General features: G+C 68.5%; 19 protein-coding genes. 6 read left to right on the top strand and 13 right to left on the bottom strand.

The window, feature by feature from the left end; all coding sequences use genetic code 11:
* Window positions 1-9: 9 nt before the first annotated feature.
* The 5 genes from EV192_RS25160 to typA form a co-directional block, all read right to left on the bottom strand.
* A complete protein-coding gene (locus EV192_RS25160; RefSeq protein WP_132119403.1) occupies window positions 10-957 on the bottom strand; it encodes an ABC transporter permease in 948 nt (315 codons plus the stop codon).
* On the bottom strand, window positions 950-1,957 hold the full coding sequence (locus tag EV192_RS25155) for an ABC transporter permease (protein WP_132119401.1): 1,008 nt from the start codon (window positions 1,955-1,957) through the stop codon (window positions 950-952). The genes EV192_RS25160 and EV192_RS25155 overlap by 8 nt, the downstream gene beginning before the upstream one ends.
* A 144-nt stretch (window positions 1,958-2,101) precedes the next feature.
* The gene (locus EV192_RS25150; protein WP_243727079.1) at window positions 2,102-3,877 is read right to left on the bottom strand and encodes an ABC transporter family substrate-binding protein; all 1,776 of its coding nucleotides are present in this window, start codon (window positions 3,875-3,877) and stop codon (window positions 2,102-2,104) included.
* A 304-nt stretch (window positions 3,878-4,181) separates the two neighbouring features.
* Window positions 4,182-5,819 carry an ABC transporter family substrate-binding protein gene (locus tag EV192_RS25145; protein ID WP_243727054.1) on the bottom strand — a complete coding sequence of 546 codons (1,638 nt, stop codon included), beginning with the start codon at window positions 5,817-5,819 and terminating at the stop codon, window positions 4,182-4,184.
* A 127-nt stretch (window positions 5,820-5,946) separates the two neighbouring features.
* Window positions 5,947-7,845, bottom strand: a complete 1,899-nt coding sequence (gene typA, locus EV192_RS25140; protein ID WP_132119395.1) for a translational GTPase TypA — start codon at window positions 7,843-7,845, stop codon at window positions 5,947-5,949.
* Between the two features lie 167 nt (window positions 7,846-8,012).
* On the opposite strand from typA, the gene EV192_RS54015 reads away from it, so the two are divergent.
* Complete coding sequence (locus EV192_RS54015) at window positions 8,013-8,183, top strand: hypothetical protein (RefSeq protein ID WP_165960541.1); 171 nt, start codon at window positions 8,013-8,015, stop codon at window positions 8,181-8,183.
* On the opposite strand, the gene EV192_RS25135 is transcribed toward EV192_RS54015, so the two are convergent.
* The 4 genes from EV192_RS25135 to EV192_RS25120 all read right to left on the bottom strand — a co-directional run bounded on the left by EV192_RS25135 (window position 8,180) and on the right by EV192_RS25120 (window position 10,802).
* Window positions 8,180-8,911, bottom strand: coding sequence for a transglutaminase domain-containing protein (locus EV192_RS25135; RefSeq protein WP_207926221.1), 732 nt, complete (start codon window positions 8,909-8,911; stop codon window positions 8,180-8,182). The two genes, EV192_RS54015 and EV192_RS25135, sit on opposite strands and share 4 nt — an antisense overlap.
* 152 nt (window positions 8,912-9,063) lie before the next feature.
* On the bottom strand, window positions 9,064-9,363 hold the full coding sequence (locus EV192_RS25130) for a YciI family protein (RefSeq protein WP_132119393.1): 300 nt from the start codon (window positions 9,361-9,363) through the stop codon (window positions 9,064-9,066).
* A 156-nt stretch (window positions 9,364-9,519) separates the two neighbouring features.
* On the bottom strand, window positions 9,520-10,218 hold the full coding sequence (locus EV192_RS57155; RefSeq protein ID WP_341770894.1) for a (deoxy)nucleoside triphosphate pyrophosphohydrolase: 699 nt from the start codon (window positions 10,216-10,218) through the stop codon (window positions 9,520-9,522).
* Entirely contained in the window at window positions 10,218-10,802 is a 585-nt protein-coding gene (locus EV192_RS25120) for a TetR/AcrR family transcriptional regulator (protein WP_243727053.1), read from the bottom strand. Before EV192_RS25120 ends, EV192_RS57155 begins: the two co-directional genes overlap by 1 nt.
* 164 nt (window positions 10,803-10,966) lie before the next feature.
* On the opposite strand from EV192_RS25120, the gene EV192_RS25115 reads away from it, so the two are divergent.
* Entirely contained in the window at window positions 10,967-12,073 is a 1,107-nt protein-coding gene (locus tag EV192_RS25115) for a cytochrome P450 (protein WP_207926220.1), read from the top strand.
* A 47-nt stretch (window positions 12,074-12,120) separates the two neighbouring features.
* Entirely contained in the window at window positions 12,121-12,315 is a 195-nt protein-coding gene (locus tag EV192_RS25110) for a ferredoxin (RefSeq protein WP_132119389.1), read from the top strand.
* Here the strand turns inward: EV192_RS25110 and EV192_RS25105 are convergent.
* The gene (locus tag EV192_RS25105) at window positions 12,307-13,572 is read right to left on the bottom strand and encodes a sensor histidine kinase (RefSeq protein ID WP_132119840.1); all 1,266 of its coding nucleotides are present in this window, start codon (window positions 13,570-13,572) and stop codon (window positions 12,307-12,309) included. The two genes, EV192_RS25110 and EV192_RS25105, sit on opposite strands and share 9 nt — an antisense overlap.
* A gap of 50 nt (window positions 13,573-13,622) precedes the next feature.
* Window positions 13,623-14,339 carry a response regulator transcription factor gene (locus tag EV192_RS25100; protein WP_132119387.1) on the bottom strand — a complete coding sequence of 239 codons (717 nt, stop codon included), beginning with the start codon at window positions 14,337-14,339 and terminating at the stop codon, window positions 13,623-13,625.
* Between the two features lie 129 nt (window positions 14,340-14,468).
* Between EV192_RS25100 and EV192_RS25095 the strand changes: the two genes are divergently transcribed.
* The 3 genes from EV192_RS25095 to EV192_RS25085 are packed head-to-tail and all read left to right on the top strand — an operon-like array spanning window position 14,469 to window position 17,361.
* Complete coding sequence (locus EV192_RS25095) at window positions 14,469-15,545, top strand: LolA family protein (protein ID WP_132119385.1); 1,077 nt, start codon at window positions 14,469-14,471, stop codon at window positions 15,543-15,545.
* Window positions 15,542-16,504 carry an ABC transporter ATP-binding protein gene (locus EV192_RS25090; protein WP_132119383.1) on the top strand — a complete coding sequence of 321 codons (963 nt, stop codon included), beginning with the start codon at window positions 15,542-15,544 and terminating at the stop codon, window positions 16,502-16,504. Before EV192_RS25095 ends, EV192_RS25090 begins: the two co-directional genes overlap by 4 nt.
* Window positions 16,501-17,361 (top strand): ABC transporter permease, encoded by an 861-nt coding sequence (locus tag EV192_RS25085; protein ID WP_132119381.1) that lies wholly within the window; start codon window positions 16,501-16,503, stop codon window positions 17,359-17,361. The genes EV192_RS25090 and EV192_RS25085 overlap by 4 nt, the downstream gene beginning before the upstream one ends.
* On the opposite strand, the gene EV192_RS25080 is transcribed toward EV192_RS25085, so the two are convergent.
* Together EV192_RS25080 and EV192_RS25075 are read right to left on the bottom strand one after the other, a co-directional pair.
* Window positions 17,323-18,348 carry an ABC transporter ATP-binding protein gene (locus EV192_RS25080; protein ID WP_132119379.1) on the bottom strand — a complete coding sequence of 342 codons (1,026 nt, stop codon included), beginning with the start codon at window positions 18,346-18,348 and terminating at the stop codon, window positions 17,323-17,325. The two genes, EV192_RS25085 and EV192_RS25080, sit on opposite strands and share 39 nt — an antisense overlap.
* A complete protein-coding gene (locus EV192_RS25075; RefSeq protein ID WP_132119838.1) occupies window positions 18,348-19,856 on the bottom strand; it encodes an ABC transporter permease in 1,509 nt (502 codons plus the stop codon). The genes EV192_RS25080 and EV192_RS25075 overlap by 1 nt, the downstream gene beginning before the upstream one ends.
* Between the last annotated feature and the right edge of the window lie 3 nt (window positions 19,857-19,859).

The following is a 19,859-nucleotide window of genomic DNA, read 5'->3' as shown; positions in this document are numbered from 1 at the left end:
CGTCGACGGTCATGCGCGCACCCTCTTCTGGCGTGGGTCGAACGCGTCTCGTAAGCCGTCACCGACGAAGTTGACCGAGAGCGAGATGAGCACGATGAACAGGAACGGGAAGTAGAACAGCCACGGATGCACGAGCAGCTCGTTCTGGTTGTCGCTGATCAGCAGGCCCAGCGACGTGTCCGGATACTTGACGCCAAGTCCCACAAAGGAAAGCGCCGCCTCCAGCAGAACCGCCTGGGCCACCGCGATGGTCGCGTTCACGATCACCACGTCCATCGTGTTGGGCAGGATGTGCCGGAAGATGACCCGGGTCGGGCCACCGCCCAACGCGCGGGCGGCCTCGACGAACTCCTTCTCCCGCAACGACAACACCATTCCGCGGATCGTTCTGGCGACCGTGGTCCAGTTGGTCAGGCCCAGGATGATCGCGACCTGCAGCCAGTTGCTCGAGGCCTTGCCCTGCTGGATCTCGGCCAGGTTGAACGTGCTGCGCGCCAGCACGGCGGCGATCAGGAAGCCGGGGATGAACAGGGCCAGGTCGGTGATCCGGCCGATCAAACTGTCCACCCAGCCGCGGTAGTAGCCGGCCAGCGCGCCGAGCACGACACCGACGAACGTGTTCAGGACGGCGACGATGAGGGCGATCCGCAGCGAGTAGCCGGTGCCCCGGATCACCTTGGCGAACAGGTCGTCGCCGATGTCGCCGGTGCCGAACGGGTGGTCGGCGGACGGCGACAGGTAGCGGCCCAGATCGACGTCGCCCGCGTCGTACTTCCAGCTGAACGCGCCGATCAGGGTGAACAGCACGAGCAGGATGAAGATGGCGAGCCCGAACAGGGCGGCCCGGTGCCGGAAGAACCGGCGCAGGACGACCTGCCACTGTTTGCGGGGTGCCGCGATGTCCAGACCCGAGGCGTCGCCCCTGGCGCCTGGGGTGGCGATGCCGGTGTCAGCCAAGGCGAATCCTCGGGTCAAGGCGGGCGTACAGGATGTCCGCGAGCAGGTTGAAGAACACGATGCTGATCGCGGTCACCATCACCACGCCGAGCACCATGTAGGGCTCCTTGTCGGTGATGCTGCGGATCAACAGCTTCCCCATGCCGGACCAGCCGAACACGGTCTCGGTGATCACCGCGCCGGTGATCAGCGTCCCGAAGTTCACCGCGAACACGGTGAGCACCGGGATCAGCCCGTTGCGGTAGGCGTGCCGGAAGACCACCCGGGACTGGGACAGTCCCTTGGCCTGCGCCGTTCGGACGTAGTCCTGGTTGAGCACGTCCAGCATCGAGGCCCGCTGGAAGCGGCTGTACAGCGCGAACTGGATGCACAGCAACGTGAGTGTCGGCAACAGGAACACACCGATGTACTGCACTATCTGATGCCCGACACTGCCGCTGAACCCGCCCGGTGGCGGGCCGGCTGTGACCAGCCATCGCTCGGTGCCGAGCGATTCGAACCAGTCGTTCAGCGGAATGGCCACGCTCTTGAGCATCAGGCCGAGGCAGAACACCGGCATCGAGAACATCACGAAGGCCCAGCCGGTGACCGCGTAGTCGGTGAGGGAGTACTGGCGCACCGCGCCCAGCACACCGATGGCCATACCCAGCGTCAGCGCCAGGATCTCCGCGCCGATAACCAGCCGCGCGGTGTTCCCGAGCCCGTGGAAGACTTCGGTCTTGACGTCCCGGCCGAACGCGCTGCTGCCGGGCACCACGCCCTTCTTCCAGTCGCCGGTGACGAAGCTGCCGAGCCAGTCCAGGTACCGCGGGAAGAACGGCTTGTTGTAGCCGGCCGTGTTCAGTGCCGCGGCGATCTGCTCGGGGGACTTCGGCGGCGGTAGCAGGCGCCACTCACCGAGTGGGTCGCCCATCGCCTGTACCAGGGCGAACACCAGGAAAGACCCCACTATCAGCAGTGGGATCGTGATCAGGATTCGCCGGATGATGTAGCGAAACACGTCGAACTCCTCAAGGTGCCCTCCGACCGGCTTCTGGCCGGCGAGGGTGCTCCGGGTACACCGCCAGGGGGCCGGCGCTCTTGGCACCAGCCCCCCAGCGGTGTGACAGCCGTTACACGACGGCGTGTGGAGTGAATACCACGGTCACTGGCGCTTCTGCCATGCGTAGACATTCCACGTGACGCCACCTGCGAAGTTGACGTAGCTCAGGTCGCCGACCTTGGTTCCGTCGGACGCGCCCCAACCGGCGTCGTACGCGGTGTAGTCCGGCAGCTGGAACAGCGGGACCGAGAACATGTCCTTGGCGATGATCTTGTCAACGTTGTTCAGCTGGTCCACCCGGCTCTTGAAGTCCAGGTTGGCGTTGGCCTCCGCGTACGCCTTGTCCATGTCCGGGTCGGAGTACAGGGCGTAGTTGCTCGTCCCACCGGCGCTCTGCGACGCGTAGTTGGCGTACGAGGACGACTTCACCAGGTTGCCGACCCACGCGAACAGCGCCGCGTCGAAGTTGCTCTTCGGCAGCGACTCGTCGTTGAACGAGTCCTGCTGGCCGCTGATGACCTGGATGCCCGCCTTCTTGCACGAGTCGGCGACCAGCTGGTAGGTCTTGTTGCGGCGAACAACTGTCTTGTAGCCGAGGGTGAACGACGCCTTGGTGCCGTTCTTCTCGTAGATGCCGTCGCCGTTGAGCTTCCAGCCACCGCCCTCCATCAGCTTCTTGGCGGCGTCCGCGTCACCCTTGCCGATGTTGCTGTAGTGGTCCTCGTACCCGGCCTCGTTCGGCATGAACATGAAGTTGCCGAGCGGCTTGGCGTTCGGGTTGATGTCCTTGATCAGGTTGTCGATGATCGCCTGCCGGTTGATGCAGGTGGCGATCGCGTTGCGCAGCTCGGGGTTGTCCTTGAACAGCGGCTTCGACATGTTGAAGTCGATGTGCTCGTAGGTCTGGCCACCCTGCGCGAAGGTCTTCACCGTGGAGACCTTGCTGAGCTGGGTCGCGGTCGGCGCGTCCGCCTGGACGTCGATCGCCTGGACTTCCTTGTTCTGCAGCTGCTGCGACGCGGACTGCGCGTTGGTGTTGGTGCGCAGCGTGATGGTCGCCGGGCCACCTGGGTTGCCCCACCACTTCGGGTTGCGCTCAAGGACCGTGGTGTCCCGCAGGTCCGTGGTCTTCACCCGGTACGGGCCACCGGACACCGCGACCGAGGGGTCGTGCTTCTGCCAGTCGGTCGTGTAGAACTTCGACGCCTTGTCGATGTCGGCGGCCTTGGACGCGACGTTGTCCTTGGTGATCTGGGTGACGTCCACGCCGGTCTTGGCCTTCAGCACGTGCTCGGGCAGCAGGCCGTTGTTGCCGATGCTGGAGAACAGGCCGCGGTAGTCGGCGAACTTCTTGCCGAACGTCAGCGTCGCGGTCTTGTTGTCGTCCTTGCACTCGACCTTCGAGATGTCCTCGTAGCCGGTCTTCTCCGAGTCGAACTTGTCCGACGCGAGGCCGTGCGCCACGTAGCCGAGGTAGATGTCCGTGCAGCCGATCGGGGAGCCGTCCTCCCACACCGCGGCCTTCTGGAACTTGTACTCGACCACCTGCGGGTCCGGCGAGACGACCTTGACCGATTCCATCAGGTCGCCGTCGATCTCCGGCAGGATCTGGCCGTTGGTGTAGACACCGACGTACGGCGACGGGATCGTGATGTTGCCGACCCGCGTGCTGGCCTGGCTGTTCGTGGCGCCGATGAAGTTGTTGTAGTCGCGGTAGTTCTCCTCCACCGCGATCGTGACGTCGCCCGCGTCGTTCACCTTGGGCCGCTTGTACACCTGGTCCTGGGCGCCGATCTCGCCAGGCTTCTGGTTTTGTTGCTGCTCGTTGCCGCCACCGGCCTGGTTGCCGGTACCGGAACCGCAAGCCCCCAATACCATCGTCGCCACGGCGGCGAGCGCAATCGCGGAGACTGCCTTTGATCTCCTCATTGACACGTGCCCTCCTAGCACAGGGTTCCTCGGCAAGCCGATCTCCGCTTGCCGAGCACCCGTAACTCCTGAGGCGCGCCCAACGGCCATCGGCCGGCGCACTGCCGGAGAACGCTAGGAACCCAAACCATCCGTGGTCACCGGTGGGAGGCCGATCGTGACCAAAGGGTGACACGTTGATAGCAGTCGGCAACCCGTCCGTTACCGGCGGGTACTTAATCGTGTTCAATGCGGCACAGAGCGTGCCATTAGGTCATTTGGGATTGCGCTGCCATGTGGCCGCGGTGGCGAACGGCGCGTTGAGGGGTGCTGTGGGTTGTTCGACCGACAACTCCGACCGGACGGCGACCGAATCGGCCAACTGGAACACAGGGACGGCGACCGACTGGCTCAGCAGTTGCGGCTCCAGAATCGTGATCGCCCCGGACAGTGACTTCGACCCGGTGAGGGCGGCGTCGATGGTCGGCTGCAACGTCCGGTCGCAGAAGCCGAGGAGGTTCGCCGGCGGGACCACGGACGAGTTCGGACTTTTCGCCGCCGGACAGGAGAAAGTCGACGCCAGCGTGGCCGCCGGGTCGGGGCCGACCGGCTGGGGCACGACCAGGATGGTGGCGTCGCTGCCCGGTTTGAGCAGTTGGTGTGCCGGTGGGGTGACGAGCTTGACCTGTACCCCGCCCGCGGTCAGCTGCCGCTCCACCTCCTTGGCGACGCTGAGATACGGCTCCTTGTCGGCCGGTGTGCCCAGCGTCACGCTCAGCGGGCGTCCCTCGCGGGTCCAGACGCTCCCGACAAGGCTGTAACCGGCTTGGGTGAGTGTCTGTTGGGCGGCGAGAGAATCGTGCCCTGGCGGGCCGGTCGGGGCGTATCCCGGCTGTGACGGCGCCAACGTCAGGCTGTCCGCCTTGGCGTCCGCGGCCGCGCCACCGCCGGTGCCGGCTTTGAGCAAAGCGTCCCGATCGAGCATCTTCACGAGCGCCTGCCGAACACGTTCGTCGGCCAGGTCCGGTCCGGTCGGCCGCAGCAGGATGGTGAGTACCGTCGGCCGGCGCGCGGCCTGAACCGTCACCTTGCTGCCGAGCGCGGTCAGCTGACTGACCCCGGCCTGGTCCATTCGGGCAACGACCAACGAGTCGTGCCCGGTGCGCAGCGCCTCGACGAGCCCAGGCGGGTCGGTGCGGCGCAGGATCACGCTCCCGACGACCGCCGGCTTCGCCCAGTAGCGCTCGTTGCGTTCCAGCACGATGTCGCCGCGCGACATGTCCATCGTCTTGATCGAGAACGGGCCGGCGGTGGCCGGGAACCCGCTCTCCAACGCCTGGTCCCAGCCGCCGGGCGCGTCCTTGAGGATGTGTGCCGGCAGCAACGAGTCGAACAGCGACCGCCACCCGGGATAGGGCTGCGCGAACGTGACCTGGACGACCTTGCCGCCTTCTTCGTTCTTGATGTCCGAGATGAGCCGGTATCCGGCTGAATCCAGGGTCCCGGGCTCGTCCCGCATCCGTTCCCGCAGGTACACGAAGTCCTCGGCGGCCACGGGCGACGCGTCCGACCAGGCGGCGTCGGTGCGGATCCGGTACGTGACGGTGTACGGCTCGGACTTCGTGACGGCCGCGGACACCATGACTGTCCGGTCCAGCTCCGGCGTGCCGTCCGGCGCGGGCCGGAAGACCGACGGAAGCAGCATTGTGGACAGAGCCGTGGTGACCGTCGACTGGTCGGCCAGGACATGCGGGTTGTACCCGCCGACGACGCTGTCCACACCGACGACGACCTCGTCGGCTTTGACCGGCGCGGCGCTCGGTATGACCGTGCCCACGACAGGCGGAGGCGGCGTGTTCGTGCACCCGGCCACCAGCGCGAGCCCAAGAACCACGGCAATGACGATCCGCACGCCACGACCTCCCCTCTGGTCGAATGCTGCCATTCTGCTCCAGGTCGGGGCGAGCGGTTTTCCCGGTCGCCGGCCGTCGGCCGGCGACCATTGTCCTTTATGGACTCGTCGAAGCGGGCTTGCTTTGTCAGCCCTGGGTTTTCGCCCGGGAACGGGCCCGAGCCCGCTGGGTGGAGTCCAGGATCAGCTTGCGGACCCGGATCACCTGCGGCGCCACTTCCACGCACTCGTCGCTGGCGCAGAACTCGAGCGCCTCCTCCAACCCCAGCTTTCGCGGGCGGGCAAGGCGTTCCAGCTCGTCCCCGGTGGAGGACCGCATGTTGGTCAGCTTCTTCTCGCGCGCCACGTTCACGTCCAGGTCCTCGGCCCGCGGGTTCTCGCCCACCACCATGCCCTCGTAGGAGTCCTGGCCCGGCTCGACGAAGAAGGTCCCCCGGTCGGCGAGCTGGATCATGGCGTAGGCGGTGATCGGGCCGGTGCGGTCCGCCACCAGTGACCCGCTGTGCCGGGTCCGCAGTTCGCCGACCCACGGGTGGTAGCCCTCGAACACGTGGTTCGCGATCCCGGTGCCGCGGGTCTCGGTCAGGAACTCGGTCCGGAAGCCGATCAGGCCACGCGCCGGGACCACGTACTCCAGGCGGATCCGGCCCGTGCCGTGGCCGCCCATGTGCTCCATCCGGCCTTTCCTGGACGCGAGCAGCTGGGTGATCGCGCCCAGGTGCTCCTCCGGGGCGTCGATCGTCAGGTGCTCGAAGGGCTCGCAGAGCCGCCCGTCGATGGTCCGGGTGACCACCTGCGGCTTGCCGACGGTCAGCTCGAAGCCCTCCCGGCGCATGGTCTCCACCAGGATCGCGAGGGCCAGCTCGCCACGGCCCTGAACCTCCCAGGTGTCCGGCCGTTCGGTGGGCAGCACCTTCACGCTCACGTTGCCGACCAGTTCCGCGTCCAGCCGGGCCTTGACCACCCGCGCGGTGAGCTTCGTGCCACCGTTGCGGCCGGCCAGCGGCGAGGTGTTCACGCCGATGGTCATGGCGATCGCGGGCTCGTCGACCGTGATCCGGGGCAGCGGCCGGGGGTCGTCCGGGTCGGCCAGGGTGTCGCCGATCGTGATCTCCGGGATGCCGGAGATGGCCACCAGGTCACCGGCTTCGGCCAGCTCGCCGGGCACCCGGTCGAGGGCCTCGGTGACCAGCAGCTCGGCGATCCGGACCCGCTCGACGCTGCCGTCCGCGCGGCACCAGGCGACCGTCTGCCCCTTGCGCAGGCGGCCGGCGTGGATCCGGCACAGCGCGATCCGGCCGAGGAACGACGACGCGTCCAGGTTGGTCACCAGCGCCTGGAGCTTGTCGTCCGGGTCGCCGGTCGGCGCCGGGATGTGCCGCATGAGCACGTCGAACAGGGGGTCGAGGTTCTCGCTGTCGGGCAGTCCGCCGTCGGCGGGCGCGGTCAGCGAGGCCCGGCCGGCGCGCGCGGACGCGTACACCACCGGCAGGTCCAGGACGCTGTCCAGGTCCTCCAGCTCCAGGTCGCCGGCCAGGTCCAGCAGCAGGTCGTGGGCCTCGTCGACGACCTCGGCGATCCGGGCGTCCGGGCGGTCCACCTTGTTCACCACCAGCACCACGGGCAGGCCCGCGGCCAGCGCCTTGCGCAGCACGAACCGGGTCTGCGGCAGCGGGCCCTCACTGGCGTCGACCAGCAGCAGCACGCCGTCCACCATGGCCAGGCCGCGCTCCACCTCGCCGCCGAAGTCCGCGTGGCCCGGGGTGTCCACCACGTTGATGGTCACCACACCGTCCGGTGTGGTGCGCCGCACAGCGGTGTTCTTCGCCAGGATCGTGATGCCTTTCTCACGTTCCAGCTCGCCGGAGTCCATCACCCGGTCGACCAGCTCGGCGCGCGCGGCGAACGCGCCGGACTGCCGCAGCATGGCGTCGACCAGCGTCGTCTTGCCGTGGTCGACGTGTGCCACGATTGCTACGTTGCGCAGGTCCGTCCTGGTCCTGCTGGCAGTGGCTGATGCGGGCACGCGCGTGCTCCCCTAGGTGAATGGTGTCTGGAGGAAGGCCCGCAGCTTCCCTGCTGCCCAGGCCCGGTTCAAAGGGTACCTTGGGATCACCTGTGACCAGCCCCACAGGACGATCAAGGAAGGTTTGCCTAACCTAAACCAGGTTCGTCGGACGACCTGGAGCGCGAGTGGGCAAGAAGCACAAGAAGAAGGACCGACGCGACGAGACCCCGGCCGAACGGGTCCGTCGCCTGATGAAGGCCGGCAAGGTCAAGAAGAAGTGTTGCCGCTCGTCAAGCAGGTGCGGGAAGTGTCCGGTCCTGGCCCTGCGCAAGGCAAAGGCCAAGCTCGCCGCCTAGTGCCGCGCTGGGCCACGGCCTGGACTCCAGCGGCTCATCATCGGGTCGGCCGCGATCCTGATCCCCGGGCACAGGGTCTGTCCATGTGCGGCGAACAGTTCGTCCCGCGAGCCGAACCGTCCCAGGTCCGCGACCACCGAGGCGGACAGGTCACAGGACGAGCTGACCCCGTCCCAGTCGACCGCGGTGCGCGCCAACGCGTCGAACAACGTCTCACCGTCCGCGTTGGTGAACCCGCCGCCGACCGCGCAGCTGAGCGTGGCCACGTCGCCGAACAGCTCGGTGACCGGCATCCATCCCGTGCCCACCAGGAACTCCGGCCACGCCAGCACGACGTGCCTGGGCACCAGGAACTTCACCCGCGGGAACCGCGGACCCCAGAACCTGCCGTCCACCAGCAGGCCACGCACGCGGGTCGGGATGCCCGAAGCCCGCGCCACCGCCTCCAGCACGGCCAGACGCTGACTGCACGAACCACGACCGCGACGCAGCGTTCGCGACACCGGCTGTGTGTCGTTCACGGCGTACACAGGACGGACACCGGCGGCGATCAGGGTGTGCGCGGAGCGCAGGAGCGTCAGGGGTTCTTGGCCGCGCACGCCCGAGACGTACGCGTCGACCAGGGGATGACGCCAGTCAAGGATGGCTGTGGGCTCCGTGCCGCCGGCCGGATTCGCATCACGCGGTGTGCGGGAGCGCCACCACGGAGTCACCAGAACGCATGTCACGAACACATTGTGCACGTGCATCCGCACGGTGCGAATGAATAACCCACGTAAAGATTAAAAGAATAGTCAAATCCGGCATTGTTCTCGGGGCCGGGCCCGGACCGGCAGCGGGTCGATCCGGGCAGTTTCGATACTGACCGAAAGTGTTCCGCTCAGCTGGCGAGTGCCTCGTTGACCCTGGACAGTTCCGGCGCGGTCCGGGTGGCCTCGAACTCGACCACCTGGTGCCGGACCATCTTCGCCAGGTCAAGCGGATCCGTGGCCAGCATGGCCTCCAACTTCCCGCGCGGCATCGGCCGGGTGATGATCACGCGGCCGAGCTCCCCCGACTGGCGGCCCGAGCAGAGAAAGTGCCCGGCGTCGTAGTGCCTGGTGAGCCACTCGATATGATCGGGAAGCAGATAGTCGATCTCTTCCCGGGGTGCGGTGTACGCCAGCATCACGATATACATGCCAATTACGGTACGCCCGGCGCGCGACTTCAAGCGCCGAAACATTCCGGCATATACGCGTTCTTTATGCGCGACCGCCTGTCATCTTGACCGCGTGTTCGAAGGGCCGCCCAACCGGCGGCCCCCTCCTGGTGGCGGCGAAGCCTGGCGGACGTTTCAGAGCAAGTCCACCAGGCAGTCCAGCAGGATCCGGTCGGCCGGCAGCCACTCGACGTCGGTCAGCTCGTCCCGGCGCAGCCAGCGGAGTCCTTTGTGCTCCCTGGCCACCGGGGTCGCGTCGGCCGGGATCGTGCCCCGGTAGATCCGCAACAGCTTGCCGCTCGGCAGGACGACGTCCGGGCCGACCCGCTCGCCCGGTTGGACACCGACCCCCAGTTCCTCGTCGCACTCCCGGTGGACGGCGTCCGCGTCGGTCTCGCCCGGTTCGACCCGGCCGCCCGGCAGTTCCCACAGCCCGGCGACGCTGTCCGGGAAAGCCCGCTGTTGAGCCAGGATCCGGCGGTCCCGGACGATGACCGTGCCCACGACGACGGGCGCGTCCGCAAGGGCCTCGGCCCGTGCTTTGGCGCCCTCGGCGAGCGAGGTCGCGATGGACAGCACCGACGTACGCGTCAGCATGGCGTCCACGACACCGCCGACCCAGGAGAACGAGCACGTCACCAACGTGCCCGCGGCTGTCTGCGCGCACTGTCCGGTCAGTCGCGCCGCGCGGAACGGCTCACGCGGCAACAGTGCTTCGACCGTGAAGTCCGCCACGGACACCAGGTGGGCGCGGCGGGCGGCGAGTTCGATCAGGGCGCCTGTGACGGTCCGGGCCGGGGCGTGCGCCAGCGCGGTGGCGCGCAGGACGGGCATCAGGCTTGCACCAGGGGCAGGAAGACCTCGTCGACGATCTCCGCGATGGTGGCGTCCGACACGACGCCGTCCCGCAACAGGATCTCGCCACGCAACAGGTCGATCGGGACGGTGGCCTGGCGCGCGGTCACCTTCCCACGCAGTTCGCCGCGGGCCTCGGCGCGTTCCAGGATCTCGCGCATCAACATCGGTTTGAGGTGGGTCACCTGCTCACGGATGACCTTGCGCAGCTCGCCGTTGTCGCCCGCGTCGGCCAACAGGCCGTGCAGCATCTGGATCACGGGTGAGCCGACCAGGTCGGTGAGCTGGCGCAACAGCAGGATCACGTCGGTGCGCAGCGACCCGGTGTCCGGGATGTCGACGTCGTCCACGACGAACCTCAGGTACGCGTCCACGATCAGGTGCGCCCGGTCGGGCCACCGCCGGTAGAGGGCGGCTTTGCTGGTCCGGGCCCGGCCGGCGATCCGTTCCATGCTCACGCCCACGTAGCCGACCTCGGCCAACTCGGCCAGGGCGGCCCGCATGATCGCTTCCTCCAGGACCTCGCCTCGGCGGCGTGGCCCCTTGCGGTGGTCCACCTGCACGGCTGACAGCTTAGAGTCCTTCCCTAAGAGACGTTGCGTTCTCTATTCAACAGGGCCATGATAGAGGACGGAAAGTTTCTTACAGGGGGTAATCGATGACGCAAGCACCGGAATATCCACAGGCGCGAACCTGTCCATACCACCCGTCACCAGCGTACGAGCCGATGCGCGAAGGACCGCCGTTGCAGCGCGTGACACTGTGGAACGGGCTGGAGTGTTGGACGGTCACCGGACACGCCGAAGCCCGTCAACTCCTCGCCGACCCACGGGTGTCCGCGGACCGGCGGCGCGACGGGTTCCCGACGGTCTCCGAGCGGTTCGCCGGCCTCACCGAGGCGAAGCCCACGTTCCTGGCCATGGACGACCCGGAGCACAACCGGATCCGGCGGATGATGATCTCCGAGTTCACCGTCCGGCGGTTCAAGGAGCTCAAGCCGAAGATCGTCGCGGTGGTCGACGACGCGATCGACGGGCTGCTGGCCGCGGGATCACCGACCGACCTGGTCGAGCACTTCTCGCTGCCCGTCCCGTCCATGGTGATCTGCCACATGCTGGGTGTGCCGTACGCGGACCACGAGTTCTTCCAGAAACACAGCCGGCTGCTGGTCCAGGGCACGTCGGACGACGTCCGGGTGGCCCGCGTCGCGCTGGTCGGCTACCTGGCCGAACTGGCCATGGACCCGCCACCCGGACTGATCGCGCGGTTGAAGGCGGACCAGGTCGCCACCGGGCAGCTCAGCAAGGAGGACCTGGCCATCAACGCCATGGTCCTGTTGCTGGCCGGGCACGAGACCACCGCGTCCATGCTGTCGCTCGGCGTGATCACGCTGCTGGACCACCCGGACCAGCTGGCGCTGCTGAAGTCCGACCCGGCGGCCGCGGCGACGTCCGTGGAGGAACTACTGCGCTACCTGTCCATTGTGGACGCTGGACCGAGCCGGATCGCCACCGAGGACATCGAGATCGGCGGGGTCACCGTGAAGGCCGGCGACGGCCTGGTCATCACCAGTTCACTGGCCAACCGGGACCCGTCGGTGTTCGCCGACCCGGACAGCTTCGACATCACCCGGCCGGCCCGCCACCACGTGGCCTTCGGCTACGGCGTGCACCAGTGTCTCGGCCAGAACCTGGCCAGGATGGAACTGGAACTGGCGCTGCCGGCGTTGTTCAGGCGGATCCCGACGCTCCGGCTGGACGTCGCGGTGGCCGACCTGACGCTGCGGCCGGCCGCGACCATTCAGGGCGTGAACTCGCTGCCCGTCGCATGGTGATGACCGCCGAAGGGCCACTGGGCCGCGAACCGTGGTAGGAGAGAAGCATGCGAGTAGAAGGTAACCGGGACGTGTGCGTGGGCGCCGGCATGTGCGTGCTGACCGCGCCCGAGGTGTTCGACCAGGACGACGAAGGCATCGTGCAGGTCCTGCACCCCGAGCCGGACGGCGGCGAGGAGCCGGCCGTCCGCCAAGCCGTTACCCTGTGCCCCAGCGGGGCCGTGCGGATCACCTCAGAGTGATTTCCACCGGATCTGGAAGCGGGCGCCGCCGTCCGGCGACCCCGTGACCATGACCGTTCCGCCCCGCCGGCGGACCACCTCGGCGACCAGGGCGAGGCCCAGACCGGAACCCCCGGTCTGCCTCGCCCGGTCGTCCTGGACACGGTAGAACCGGTCGAACACCTTCTCCCGGTGCTCCGGCGCGATCCCAGGCCCGTCGTCGTCCACGATCAGCCGCACGAACCCGCCCGCGGGCAACACGGACACGGTGATCTGCGCCCGCGCGTACAGCTTGGCGTTGCGCAGCAGGTTGTCCAGCACCAGGTCCACCTCGGTCGGCGCGGCCTGCACCCAGGCCGATCCGGTCGGCGCCTGCAACGTGACGTGCGTGGACGCGGACCGGGACACCGCCGCCTCGGCCGCGGCCACCAGGTCGACCGGTTGCGCCGTGGGCAGTTCGCCCGCGTCCGACCGGGCCAGGGTGAGCAACCCGTCGACCAAAGTGGACAGTCGCTCGGACTCGCGCACGATCTCGCCGAGAACTTCCTGGGACAGCTCCGGATCCGGGTTGGCCACGGCCACCTCGGCCTGCACCCGGATGGACGCCACCGGCGACCGCAGCTCGTGCGCGGCGTCCCCGGTGAACTTCCGCAGCCGCTCGGTCGCCTCGTCCCGGCGCGCCAGCAACCCGTTCAACGCGCCCGCCAGCGACCGCAGCTCGTCGTCCGAATCGGGCAACGGCAATCGTTCCCCCGCCGGCAGCCGAGTCGCGTCCAGCCGCATCCGTTCCACCGGACGCAGTGACGAACGAACCGAGAACCACGTCGCGATCCCCGTCGCCACCGCGCCCAACACAGCCGCCAGCAGCAGCCAGTTCACCCCGTTGCGCTGCGCCTGCGTGTACCCGGCGAGGCCGATACCGGCGGCGACGAGCCGTTGCGAACCGTCCGGCGCGGTCGCCACGGTCCCGACCCAACGGATCGGCAGGTCGGCCCGGAACCGGGTGATCGGTTCGCCCGCCTTCAGTACGCTCACGTCGCGGTCGTCCAACTCCGGCGGCGGTTGGCCGTCGACCGGCGTTCCGGCCGTATCCAGCACCCTGACCTGCACGTACGGCGTGTCCGAGTGGGGTAGGCGGCCGGCTGAGACGTCCGTGACCGCGGTCTGCATGATCGGCCTGAGTTCGTTGTCGGTGGAGTTGATCAGCAGTGATCCGATGCTCCGGCCGGTCCACGTCGCCAGCGCGAGCAGGATGGCCAGGGTCGCCACCGTCGCCATGGTCGTGATGCGGAACCGGACACTGCGCCGCAACCAGAGCGTGCGTACGCTCACTGGCCCATCACTGCGTCTATCTCGCCTGTCGACGCGAGATATCCGTGGCCACGCACGGTCCGCACGATCGAACCCGCGCCCACGGCGTCCAACTTGCGCCGCAGGTACCCCACGTACACCTCGACGGCGTTGCGCGTAGCTGCCTGCTCGTCACCCCACACAGTCCGGAGCAGCTCGTCCTTGGTCACCACGGACCCGGCTCGGCTGGCGAGCACGTCCAGCACCGCGAACTCCCGAGGCGACAACGCGACCGGCTCCCCGGACATGCTGACCTGGCGGGTCGCGCGGTCCACCACGAGATCCCCCAGCCGCAGCCGCTGTCCGGACCCCTCGGCCGCGCCGCGCCGCAGCAGCGCGCGGACCTGGGCCACGAGCACCACGAACGAGAACGGTTTCACCAGGTAGCCGTCCGCGCCCAGGTCCAGCCCGTCGGCCTGGTCGATCTCACCGTCCTTGGCGGACACCAACAGGACCGGGGTGCGTACCCCCTCGGCCCGCAGCGCCTGCAGCACGCGGTAGCCGGACAGGCCGGGCAGCATGATGTCCAGCAGGATCGCGTCGAACGCCCCGGTCCGCGCGACCTGAAGTGCGCTGGGGCCGTCCGCGGCCACCACGATGTCCATGCCCTCCGCGGTCAGGCCACGCTGCAACGCCCGGCGCACGCCAGGCTCGTCGTCCACCACCAACACCCGAGGTCTCACCCGCAACAGCATGCCCGGCCGACAGCGAACCGGCAGGATATTCTGAGCTTTCTCTCAGCCTCTCAGCCCCGTCTCAGGTGCCACCGGGCAGTCTCTGTGCCACGGGAGCATTCACTGGAGACTGATTCGGGGAGATGACCGATGAACACCAAGAAGACGGTCCTGACCGTCGCGGGGGCAGGGGTGCTCGCCGGCGTGATCGGGCTTGGCGCGCTGGCCATGCCAGCCGGCGCCAACGAGCCGCCGCCCTCGCTGTCGAAGATCAGCGCGGACGAGCTCGTCCAGTCGGTCGCGACGGCGAAGATCCCGGCACTGTCGGGCAAGGTGCAGGCCAGCGAGAACCTCGGCCTGCCGATCAAGCTGCTGCAGGACGGCCTCGGCTCGGCGTCGGTGTACGCCGACGGCCAGGGCCACTACCGGGCGACCCTGCCGAGCAAGGCGTCGGAGAAGACCTACATCTACGACGGCACCACGTTCTGGTCCTGGGACTCGGCGAAGAACACCGTCACCAAGTCGACCCCGAACCAGACGCCGGACAAGCTGCCGAACGGCGAGGACCCGGCCACCTTCGGCAAGGACCTGCTGAGCCTGGTCCGCCAGTACAGCGACGTCAAGGTCGACGGCACCGCGCGGGTGGCGTCCCGGCCGGCGTACGAGCTGGTCGTGACCCCGAAGCCGACCGAGCGCACGCTGCTGCGTGAACTGCGGCTCGCGGTCGACTCGGAGACCCGGCTGCCGCTGCGCGCGGAGGTGCTGGCCAACGGCCAGTCCGACCCGGCGCTCAAGGTCGAGTTCAGCGAGTTCAAGGTCGGCGCGCAGGACCCGAACCTGTTCAAGTTCACACCGCCGCAGGGCGCGACGGTCAAAGAGCACTCGGACGCGGACAAGCCGAGCAAGGCCGACATGAACAAGGGCATCGGCGACCTGCTGACCAGCCTGCACGCGCAGACGGTCGGCGACGGCTGGGACACCACGCTGGTGGCCAAGCTGCCGGGTGACCTGAGCGGCATGCTCGGCAAGGCCGGCGACGGCCGCGGCAAGGGCTTCGACATGACCGCGCTGCTCAAGCAGTTCGGCAAGCAGGTCTCCGGCCCGTACGGCACCGGGTACCTTTTCACCACCAAGGTGGCCACCGCTCTGGTGACCGACGACGGCCGGGTGGCGGTCGGCGCGGTGCCGGAGCAGGTGCTTGTCGAAGCGCTCGGACAGGTGAAGTGACATCAGCTGGAACATCCGGGGTGGGCGTCGCCGAGGCGGCGCCCACCCCGTCTTTGGCGGCTCGGACACGCGGGCTGCGCAAGCTGTACCGCACGACGGTCGCGGTCGACCACGTCGACCTTGACGTGCCCGAGGGCGCGGTGTTGGGGATGCTGGGGCCGAACGGCTCCGGCAAGACCACCACGATCCGCATGCTGCTCGGGCTGACCACGCCGACGGCAGGCGAGATCGAACTGTTCGGCGCCCCCATGCCGGACGCGGCCGCGTCGGTGTTGCCGCAGGTCGGGGCGTTGGTGGAGGGGCCGGGTTTCCACCCGTTCCTGTCCGGCCGGGAGAACCTGCTGCGGTGCGCCGCGGCCGAGCCGTTGCTGCGGTCGGCGGAGATCCCCACCGCGGTCGACCAGGCGTTGGAACGCGTCGGCCTGGCCGCGGCGGCCAACCGCCGGTACCGCGGGTATTCGCTCGGCATGAAGCAGCGGATGGGGCTGGCCGCGGCGCTGTTGGTGCCCCGGCGGTTCGTCGTGCTGGACGAGCCCACGAACGGCCTGGACCCGGCCGGGACGCGGGAGGTGCGGTCGGTGATCGCGGACCTGCACGCGGCCGGGACGACCGTGCTGGTGTCGTCGCACCTGCTGTCCGAAGTGGAGGCCACGTGCACGCATGTGGCCGTGTTGCACCAGGGATCCGTGGTCGCCCAGGGTGAGTTGACGGACCTGTTGGAGTCCGGCAACGCGGGCCTGCTGGTGTCCACACCATCGGTTGAGTCGGCGGTGAACGCCTTGCGGGACAACAAGATCCCTGCTCGCGCAACGCCGGACGGCCTGCTGGTCGACCTGACGTCCACGACCGCGCCCGAGGTGGTGGCGACCTTGGTCCGCGCCGACGTGCCCGTGTACGAGGTACACCGGCAGCGCACCGGCCTGGAGGACTTGTTCGCGCAGCTCACGGAGGCGTCATGACAGCCATGACTGACACCGCCGCCCCACTGTTCACTCCGACCAAGGCGCCTGTCAGCCGCTTGCTGCGCTCCGAGCTGCGGTGGATCTTCCGCCGGCCCCGCACGTTGATCCTGCTGGGTCTGCTGGCGTTGTACCCGATCGTGTTCGGCATCGGCACCCAGCTGATCGACTCACCGATCCGGGCCAACGGCAGCCAGACGATCGTGGCCGCGGTCGCCGGCAACGCCCTGATGCTGCCGATCATCGTGCTGTCCACGACCATGGTGTTCTTCCTGCCGTTGGGGACCACGATCGCGGCGTCGGACGCGATCGCCGGCGAAGCGTCGAACGGCACGTTGCGCAACCTGCTGCTGGCGCCGATCAGCCGGGTCCGCCTGCTCGCCATCAAGGCGTTCGGCGTGGCTGTGGTGTCCCTGGTGGCGACGTTGATGACCGCGCTGATCGCGTACGTGACAGGGCTGGTCATCGCGGGCACGGGCAGTCTGGTGACGGTCTCCGGGACGACGTTGCCGGTGGGTGAGGGCCTGTGGCGGGTGCTGATCGGCACGGCGTGGGTCGTGGTGCAGATGTGGGCGATCGGCGCGGTCGCGCTCGCTGTGTCCGCGTCCACCGAGCACCCGCTGCTGGTGATGGCGTCGGTGATCGGCGGGTTGTTCATGTTCGGCCTGCTCAGCCAGATCCCGGCGCTGGACTGGCTGCAGCCGTTCCTGATCACCACCAGCTGGGAGTCCATCGTGGACGTCGTGCGGGATCCGATGCCCAGCGGCGACCTGGTCATCGGTCTGCTGAGAGCGGTCTGCTACCTGGTGATCGGCTACTCACTCGCGCTGGCCCGGATGGTCACCAAGGACGGCTAGCCCGTCCGGGTCGATCCGCAGCCGCACAGTCTGACCGGGTTCGGGCGCGGTGGCGATGCTCGCGACCGCGTCCACCTCGCGGTGGCCGACCTTCACCAGCAGACGGACGTGGTCGCGTCGGTGTACCCGGCCGCTCACCTCGCCGCTGATCGGGCCGTCGGGGTCGGCGAGGAGGGCGTGTGGCCGTAGACCGATCTTCGCGACGCCGTCCCGCGTTCCTGGCAGTTCGATCTCACCCAGCTCGAAGGTGACCGTGTGGTCGCGGACGTGCGCGTCCAGGATGAGGCCGCAGCCGAGGAAGGTCGCGGTCGGCTCGTCGACCGGGTTGCGCCACACGTCCTCGGCCGTGCCCGTCTGCACGATCCGACCTTCTCGCATCAACGCCACCCGATCCGCCAACGTGAACGCCTCGTCGTGGTCGTGCGTGACCACCAGGGCGGACGTGCCGGCTTTGCGCAGCAGCCTGGCCAGGTCCAACGCGAGTTGCTCACGCAGCACGCGGTCCAGCGCGGACAACGGTTCGTCCAGCAGAAGCAGCCGGGGTTTCGGCGCCAACGCCCTGGCCAGCGCGACCCGTTGCTGTTCACCGCCGGACAGGTCGGTGACCCGCCTGCGCCGGTATCCCTTGAGGCCCACCAGGTCCAGCAGCTCGTCCACCCGCGGCTCGGTCGGCCGGATCCTGTGCATCCGCAGGCCGAAGCGGACGTTCCCGGCGACGTCCCGGTGCGGGAACAGCTGGCCGTCCTGGAACACCAGGCCGATGCCGCGCTGGTGGACGGGTGTCCTGGTCAGGTCCTCCTCGTCCCACCTGATCTCGCCGGTCGCCGCCGGTTCCAGGCCGGCGACGGACCGCAGGAGGGTCGACTTGCCGCAGCCGGACGGCCCGAGCAGCGCCACGACCTCGCCGTCCGCGACGTCCAAACCCGCGTCGTCCACCGCCCTGGTCGGTCCGAAATGGACATTCAGGTGCCGGATCCGCAGCGCCATCAGAACTCCCCCACGGCCGTCTGGAACCGTTCGACCAGCACGACGACCGCTACGGTGACGACGATCAACAGCGTGCACGCGGCGTACGCCATCTCGTTGTTCAGCTCGCCCGGCCGCGAAATCAGGCGGCCGATCGCCACCGGCAGGGTCGGCCGGTCCGGCCTGGCCAGGAAACTCGTCGCCCCGAACTCGCCGAGCGCCACGACATAGCCGAACGCGGCGGCCGTGACCAGCGCCCGACTGGCGAGCGGCAGGTCAACCTCGCGCCACACCCGCCACGGGCTCGCGCCGAGGGTGCCGGCGGCCTGTCTGAGCCGGTCGTCGATCGACCGCAGCACCGGCACCAGGACCCTGACAACCAGCGGGGTGACCACGATGGCCTGGGCCAACGGCACCAACAGCGGTGACGTCCGCAGGTCGCCGGGCAGCGCGTCCAACGTGACGAGGTAGCCGAAGCCGACCGTGACCGCCGAAACTCCGAGCGGGAGCATCATGGCCACGTCCATCACCTCGACGGTCCGTTTGAGCCGCGTCAGCGCAATGGCCGAGAGGACGCCGAGAACCATCGCGAGGACGGTCGCGTCCGTGGCCGTCCGCAGCGAGTTCACCACAGCGTCCACACCGGACACTTCCAGGCTGTTGTCATGCCCGGTCCCGCCGAGCGCGCGAAAACCGGCCCAACTGGCCTGGCCGACCAGGCTCACGATGGGTGTCAACAGCAGTGCGACCACACCGTACGCCAACCCCACGACAATCCACTCGCCGCCGACCGGCCTGCGTGCCTGCGACGCCCGACGTTTCACCGCCGCTTCCCTGCGGCGCCTGGCGATCGCGCCGATCGTCAACGCCGTGATCACGGCAGCCAGTTGCAGCAGCGACAGGGCGGCCGCGCCGGGCAGGTCGAACAGCTGGACCGTACGCAGGTAGATCTCGGTCTCCAGGGTGCGGAACCGGGCCGCGCCCAGGATCAGCACGACGCCGAAGCTCGTGGAGCAGAACAGGAAGACCACGGCAGCGGCGGACCCGATCGCCGGGGCGAGCGCGGGCAACGTCACCGATGTGAACGCCCTTATTTTGGTGGCTCCGAGGGCACGCGCGGCATCCTCGGCCCGTCTGTCCACAGTGGACCACATGCCGCCGACGGTCCGCGCGAACACGGCGACGTTGAAGAAACTGTTGGCGAGGACGATGGACAACACCCCGCCGTCCGGCATCAGCGACCGGAACGCCAGCCCGACCACCACCGTCGGCAGGACGAACGGCACCAGGATCACCGCCCTGACCAGCCTCAATCCAGGCAACCTCGTGCGCGCGAGAAGGAACGCCAACGGCATCCCGGCCAGCAGGGCGACCACCGTTGCCGCCGCTGCCTGCCCGACCGTGAACCCCACCAACCGCCAGGTGTCCGCGGCTGCGAGCGTGTCGATGACGTTGCCGCGCAGGCCGAGGCCGATGATCGCGACCACCGGCCATGCGAAGAACAAGGTGAGGAATCCCAGTGGCACCAACGC

Source organism: Actinocrispum wychmicini (assembly GCF_004345645.1).
In the GTDB taxonomy this organism is placed as follows: Bacteria; Actinomycetota; Actinomycetes; order Mycobacteriales; family Pseudonocardiaceae; genus Kibdelosporangium; species Kibdelosporangium wychmicini.
Note: the sequence above shows the minus strand (reverse complement) of the source record. Positions and strands in the feature narration are given on the sequence as shown.

Bases quoted from the DNA above. Each gene is read 5' to 3' on its own strand.
- EV192_RS25130 (WP_132119393.1), bottom strand. From the start codon at position 9,363: ATGTATATCGTGATGCTGGCGTACACCGCACCCCGGGAAGAGATCGAC.
- EV192_RS25080 (WP_132119379.1), bottom strand. From the start codon at position 18,348: ATGGCGCTGCGGATCCGGCACCTGAATGTCCATTTCGGACCGACCAGG.
- EV192_RS25110 (WP_132119389.1), top strand. From the start codon at position 12,121: ATGCGAGTAGAAGGTAACCGGGACGTGTGCGTGGGCGCCGGCATGTGC.
- EV192_RS25095 (WP_132119385.1), top strand. From the start codon at position 14,469: ATGAACACCAAGAAGACGGTCCTGACCGTCGCGGGGGCAGGGGTGCTC.
- EV192_RS25085 (WP_132119381.1), top strand. From the start codon at position 16,501: ATGACAGCCATGACTGACACCGCCGCCCCACTGTTCACTCCGACCAAG.
- EV192_RS25150 (WP_243727079.1), bottom strand. From the start codon at position 3,877: ATGGTATTGGGGGCTTGCGGTTCCGGTACCGGCAACCAGGCCGGTGGC.
- EV192_RS57155 (WP_341770894.1), bottom strand. From the start codon at position 10,218: ATGCCCGTCCTGCGCGCCACCGCGCTGGCGCACGCCCCGGCCCGGACC.
- EV192_RS25100 (WP_132119387.1), bottom strand. From the start codon at position 14,339: ATGCTGTTGCGGGTGAGACCTCGGGTGTTGGTGGTGGACGACGAGCCT.
- EV192_RS25105 (WP_132119840.1), bottom strand. From the start codon at position 13,572: ATGGCGACGGTGGCGACCCTGGCCATCCTGCTCGCGCTGGCGACGTGG.
- EV192_RS25115 (WP_207926220.1), top strand. From the start codon at position 10,967: ATGCGCGAAGGACCGCCGTTGCAGCGCGTGACACTGTGGAACGGGCTG.